We start from the raw sequence: 260 nt of genomic DNA on the forward strand, positions 1-260 counted from the left end.
CTTATGTGCATGCTGGGCGACCGGTTGCCCGCCCGCCGCAAGCCCTCGAAACCGGTTGAGGCGCAGAAATGCTAGCGGTCGACGACGAAGAGGCAAACCTCACGGTCCTGGAAGGCGACGACCGAAAGCGCCTGGTCAACTGGATAGACGAGCACCATCCGGCTGAGGCTACCGTCGATAACGGCGATGGCACGCTGACTGTGGCGGTCACCTGTTGCCATCAAAATGGCAGCCGGACCGTTGACCGGAGTTCAATCCCG

Annotated in this window: 1 protein-coding gene; it reads left to right on the forward strand. The window is 61.9% G+C overall.

Features of this window, described 5'->3' with window-relative positions; genetic code table 11:
- Positions 1-68: 68 nt before the first annotated feature.
- Positions 69-260 (forward strand): hypothetical protein (locus tag SB717_RS37205; protein WP_410908126.1); only part of this gene is annotated, 192 nt, incomplete at its 3' end.

The organism is Priestia sp. SIMBA_032 (assembly GCF_046535215.1).
In the GTDB taxonomy this organism is placed as follows: Bacteria; Bacillota; Bacilli; order Bacillales; family Bacillaceae_H; genus Priestia; species Priestia aryabhattai.